We start from the raw sequence: 4,111 nt of genomic DNA, 5'->3' as shown, positions 1-4,111 counted from the left end.
CCCGCGCGCGGGCTGGCCGGGCCGCTGCCGCCGCCGGGCCGGCGCGAGCGGCGGGACGCGGCGCTGGTCGCGGTCGGGCCGATGCTGCTGCTGGCGCTGGCCGGCGGCCGGGTGCTGGGCCACGGCGCGGTCGAACCCTTCGCGTCCGACGGCCCGTTCGTCGACCCGGCGTTCTACGACCGGTCGCCGCCCTCGTTCGCCGAGCGCTGGTCGGGGGCGCTCTACCCGGCGCTGCGGCTGCGCCCGCTGGACCGGGAGCGGCCGGCCGCCTGGCTGGCGACGCTCACGGTGGCGCTGGTCTTCCTGGTGCTGCTGGGCTGGCTGGTGTACCGGCTGCGCTGGCGGCCGAGGCCGGCCGGCGCGGGCGCGGTGGTGGCGCTGGGCTGGGCGGCGACCACGGTGGCCGCCGCCGTGGCGTCGGTGGTGGACCACCTGTGGCTGACGGCGCTGGACGGCGGGAGCCCGCCGGGCACGACGCTGCTGGAGGCGGTCAGGTTCGCGCTGCTGTGGGGCTGGCTGCCCGGCGCCGCGCTGCTGGCGTGGGAACGGCACCGGGCGGGCGGCTCCGTCGCCGTCTCCGCGAACGCCCGGCCGGTGGAGCGTGCGAGGGAGCGCGCCGATGTCGACTGACCGCAGGCCGGGCGGCGCTCGGCGCCCCCGGGTGCGCCCCGGGCGGGCGCTGACCCGGAGCAGCGTGCGCCGGGGCGCGCGCCGGCCGGCGCCCGAGCCGGAGCCCTCGCGGCTGCGCCGGATGGTCAACTCGCCCCTCAACTGGCTGCTCGCCGTGGTGCTGGTGGTCGCCACCACGACGTTCCAGGACGTGTTGGGCTCCACCCTGGGGGCGCTGCTGCCGCTGGACCGGGTGCCCGACCGGGTCGCCCCCGGCGAGGCGATCGACGTGGTCACCGTGCGCTCCGAGCGGGAGATCGGCACCTGGATGGCGCGGGACGCCACCGTCTCCGAGATCGACGCGGCCCTCGAAGACCCGTACTGGCCGCAGGAGTTGGACCTGATCGACGTGGGCTGGGGCTCGTGGATCATCACCCTGGAGGGCCGGGCCCAGCAGCAGGTGCGGATCACCGACATCGTGCCCGAGCTGGAGAACGGCCGCTGCGGCGAGCCGCTGACCGGCCCGCTGCTGCTGACCGCGCCCGAGGGCGGCGGCCCGGTGGTGCAGCTCCAGGTCGACATCGACCAGCCCAACGCCCGCCTGCACGGCTCGACCGACACCGGCGAGGACACCGGCCCCTACTTCACCGGCCCGACCGCCCAACACGTCACGCTGGACCGCAACGAGTCCGTCGCGTTCCGCATCACCGCACACGCGGACCAGGGCCACTGCCGCTGGACCTACCGCGTCGAGTACGAGGTGGCCGGCGCCGCCCACACCACCCGCATCGACGGGCCCGGCGGCGCCCCGTTCGAGATCACCGCGCCCCGCAGGGACGCCGCCGACTACCCGGTGGTCTGGTTCTCGCCCCAAGGGTGCGGCCCTGGCCCGGAGTTCAGCGCCGAGCGGGTGCGGGGCACGGGCGAGGACTACGCGCGGGCGCTGGAGGAGTTCGGGGCGCCCGTGGGCCAGCCGGTCAGCTGCCCGGCGCACCTGCGGCGCTGAGGCCCTCACGGCGCGACGGCCCCGACGCGACGACGGCCTCGTACGCCTCGGGCAGCGAGGTCACGCCGTCGGAGGCGAGGAAGTGGCCCGCCCCGGGAACCACCCGGGCGGAGGTGCCCAACCGCCGCGCCAGGCGGTCGGTGTGGCCGGGCGGCACCAGGAGATCGGCGTCGGACCGCAGCACCGTGAGGCGGTCCACGCGCTCGGCGAGTCCCGCCACCTCCTCGCCGTCCCCGACGAAGGGGTCCAACTCCGGGAGCGCGGGCAGCCGGTCCACGAAGCCGGAGACCAGCACCAGGGCGCCCAGGCGCCAGGGGCCGGGGAGCGACCGCAGGTGCCGCAGCACGGCCAGGCAGCCCAGGCTGTGCGCGACCACGACCGCGCGCGCGTCGGGGACGCCGACCTCGGCCCGCAGGGCCTCGGCCCACCGCGCCGGGTCCGGGGCGTCCGGGTCGGGAAGGGCCGGGACGGAGGTCGGCACGCCGTCCGCCCTCAACCGCTCGGCCAGCCAACCGAACCAGTGGTCCTCGGGGCTCGCGCCATAGCCATGGATGATCGAGGCGCGCCGCAGGGTTGTTCCCGATGTCATGCCGTCGGACGGTATGCCCTCACGCCAGCGTGAAGGTCAAGTCGACGGGTCTCAGGGACGAGAGGGAGAAGCGGCGGTGCGGATCGGCGAACTCGCGGAGCTGGCCGGCGTGAGCGCGCGTGCGCTGCGCCACTACGAGGACCGGGGCCTGCTCGTCCCGGCGCGCGACGGGAACGGGTACCGGCACTACGCCCCGGACGATGTCGCGCGGGTGGCCCGGATCAGGGCGATGATCTCCGCGGGTCTTGGCACCGCGACCATCCGGCGGTACCTGGACTGCGCCCGCTCCGGCGACCACGGCGTCTCGCTGGAGATGTGCCCGGGGCTGCGGGCCGAGCTGGACGCCCTCGCCCGGCGCATCGAGGCCCAACAGGCCGAACTCGCCGAGACCCGGCGGCGGTTGGCCGCACTCGCCTCGGGCCGGTCAGCCCTCTCGTGACCGGGGCGACCCGTTCTCGCGCAGCCGGGCCGCGACGGCCGCCCGCCACTCGGCGACGACGGCCTCCTCGTCGAAGGGCGCCAGGTTGAGCGGCGGGCCCTCCAGCGGGCCGCGCAGGCCCCGCCTGATCCGCTCGTTGATCTCCGCGAGAATCCGCCGCACCGCCCGCTCGGTGGGCGCGGCCAGCGCCGCCGCGTGCGCGTCCTCGGCCTCCTTGCGCAGCACCAGGCTGGGCGGCAGGGCCGAGAGGTTCTCCCTGGCCATCTTCCCGCGCACCCACCACAGCTCGTCATAGGGCTGGGAGGCGTGCGGCAGCGGCTTGCCGGCGCCCGGCAGATCGCGGAACGCGCCGCGCTCCTCCGGTGGGCCTGGCTGTCGGGGGTGTTCGGGTTGTTGAGACCCGACTCCCCGTTCCGGTGCCCCCGGGGTACCACCGGGCAGGAGGGACATTTAGGATGGCGCGCGTGTTCGCACCAGGCCGCCTCCTCTGCCTCGCGCTCTTCGCGGGCTCGGCCTGCTGTGTCGACGACGGCCTCTGTCGCCGCTGACGGATTCCGCTCCCCTCCCCCAGGCCCGGCCGCTGTGGCCGCGCCCCGTGAGGGCGGTCCCTTCCCCCTCGTCCCCGGGCCCGTTCGTTCCGTTGGAGTTCACCCATGACCACCGTGTCACCTCCCCCCTCGCCGTCCGAGTCGTCCCCGGCTCGCGGGTCGGCGAAGCCGGCCGTCTCCTGGCTGGCGCCGGCGCCCACCCGGGTGCCGCCGCCCGAGGCGCCCGAGGCGCCGCCGGTGCGGCGCGGCCCGCTGGCCGGCGCGCTGCTGATCGGCGCCGCGCTCGACGCCTATGTCTTCGCCCGACACGGCGCCAAGCCGGGCGTCCTGCTCCTGCTCGGCCTGGGCCTCGGCTTCGCGCTGTTCCACTCGCGGTTCGGCTTCACCTCCGCCTGGCGGCAGCTGATAGCCGTCGGCAACGGCGCCGGGCTGCGCGCCCACACCCTGCTGCTCGGCACGACCGCCACCCTCTTCGCGCTGATCATCGGCACCGGCACCGGCCTCTTCGGCTCCGAACCCGCGCCCTCCGCCGGCTCGTTGGGTGTCGGCCTGCTGGTCGGCGCGTTCGTCTTCGCCATCGGGATGCAGCTCGGCGGCGCCTGCGCCTCCGGCACGCTCTTCGCCGTGGGCAGCGGCCAGACCTCGGTCGTGCTGACGCTGGGCGGGTTCATCCTCGGATCGACGCTCGCCGCCTGGCAGTTCGACCTCTGGAACGACCTGCCGGCGCTCGACCCGGTGGTCCTCTCCGACCACGTCGGCTGGTTCGGCTCCTGGGGCATCACCGTCCTGGCGCTGGCCGCGATCTACGGCCTGACCCGCCTCGTCCAGCGGCGCCGCACCCCGCCGCCCACCGGCGCGGTGCCCACCGCGCGGGGCGTGGCCCGGCGCGCGCTGCGCGGCTCCTGGCCGCTGGCGGCCGG

The 4,111-nt window shown here is 76.4% G+C and carries 5 protein-coding genes and 1 pseudogene; 4 read left to right on the top strand and 2 right to left on the bottom strand.

Annotated elements, in window-relative coordinates:
- Nucleotides 1-630, top strand: a pseudogene (locus tag EBN88_RS30985) (hypothetical protein); the annotation flags it as partial.
- Complete coding sequence (locus EBN88_RS28915; protein ID WP_147472899.1) at nt 620-1,615, top strand: hypothetical protein; 996 nt, start codon at nt 620-622, stop codon at nt 1,613-1,615. The pseudogene EBN88_RS30985 and the gene EBN88_RS28915, both read left to right, overlap by 11 nt.
- Here EBN88_RS28915 and EBN88_RS28910 read toward each other — a convergent pair.
- A complete protein-coding gene (locus tag EBN88_RS28910) occupies nt 1,587-2,204 on the bottom strand; it encodes an RBBP9/YdeN family alpha/beta hydrolase (RefSeq protein ID WP_122399963.1) in 618 nt (205 codons plus the stop codon). The genes EBN88_RS28915 and EBN88_RS28910 overlap by 29 nt on opposite strands.
- A 76-nt stretch (nt 2,205-2,280) precedes the next feature.
- On the opposite strand from EBN88_RS28910, the gene EBN88_RS28905 reads away from it, so the two are divergent.
- Nucleotides 2,281-2,643, top strand: a complete 363-nt coding sequence (locus tag EBN88_RS28905) for a MerR family transcriptional regulator (protein WP_122399962.1) — start codon at nt 2,281-2,283, stop codon at nt 2,641-2,643.
- Here the strand turns inward: EBN88_RS28905 and EBN88_RS28900 are convergent.
- A complete protein-coding gene (locus EBN88_RS28900; protein ID WP_122399961.1) occupies nt 2,629-3,093 on the bottom strand; it encodes a DnaJ family domain-containing protein in 465 nt (154 codons plus the stop codon). The two genes, EBN88_RS28905 and EBN88_RS28900, sit on opposite strands and share 15 nt — an antisense overlap.
- A 203-nt stretch (nt 3,094-3,296) precedes the next feature.
- Here EBN88_RS28900 and EBN88_RS28895 point away from each other — a divergent pair.
- On the top strand, nt 3,297-4,111 hold an 815-nt coding region (locus EBN88_RS28895; RefSeq protein ID WP_158621581.1), incomplete at its 3' end, for a YeeE/YedE thiosulfate transporter family protein.

The organism is Streptomyces triticirhizae (assembly GCF_003696235.1).
GTDB lineage: Bacteria > Actinomycetota > Actinomycetes > Streptomycetales > Streptomycetaceae > Streptomyces > Streptomyces triticirhizae.
Note: the sequence above shows the minus strand (reverse complement) of the source record. Positions and strands in the feature narration are given on the sequence as shown.

What these genes read in the sequence shown, in the direction of transcription:
- EBN88_RS28910 (WP_122399963.1), bottom strand. Translation starts at nt 2,204, where the DNA reads ATGACATCGGGAACAACCCTGCGGCGCGCCTCGATCATCCATGGCTAT.
- EBN88_RS28915 (WP_147472899.1), top strand. Translation starts at nt 620, where the DNA reads ATGTCGACTGACCGCAGGCCGGGCGGCGCTCGGCGCCCCCGGGTGCGC.
- EBN88_RS28900 (WP_122399961.1), bottom strand. Translation starts at nt 3,093, where the DNA reads ATGTCCCTCCTGCCCGGTGGTACCCCGGGGGCACCGGAACGGGGAGTC.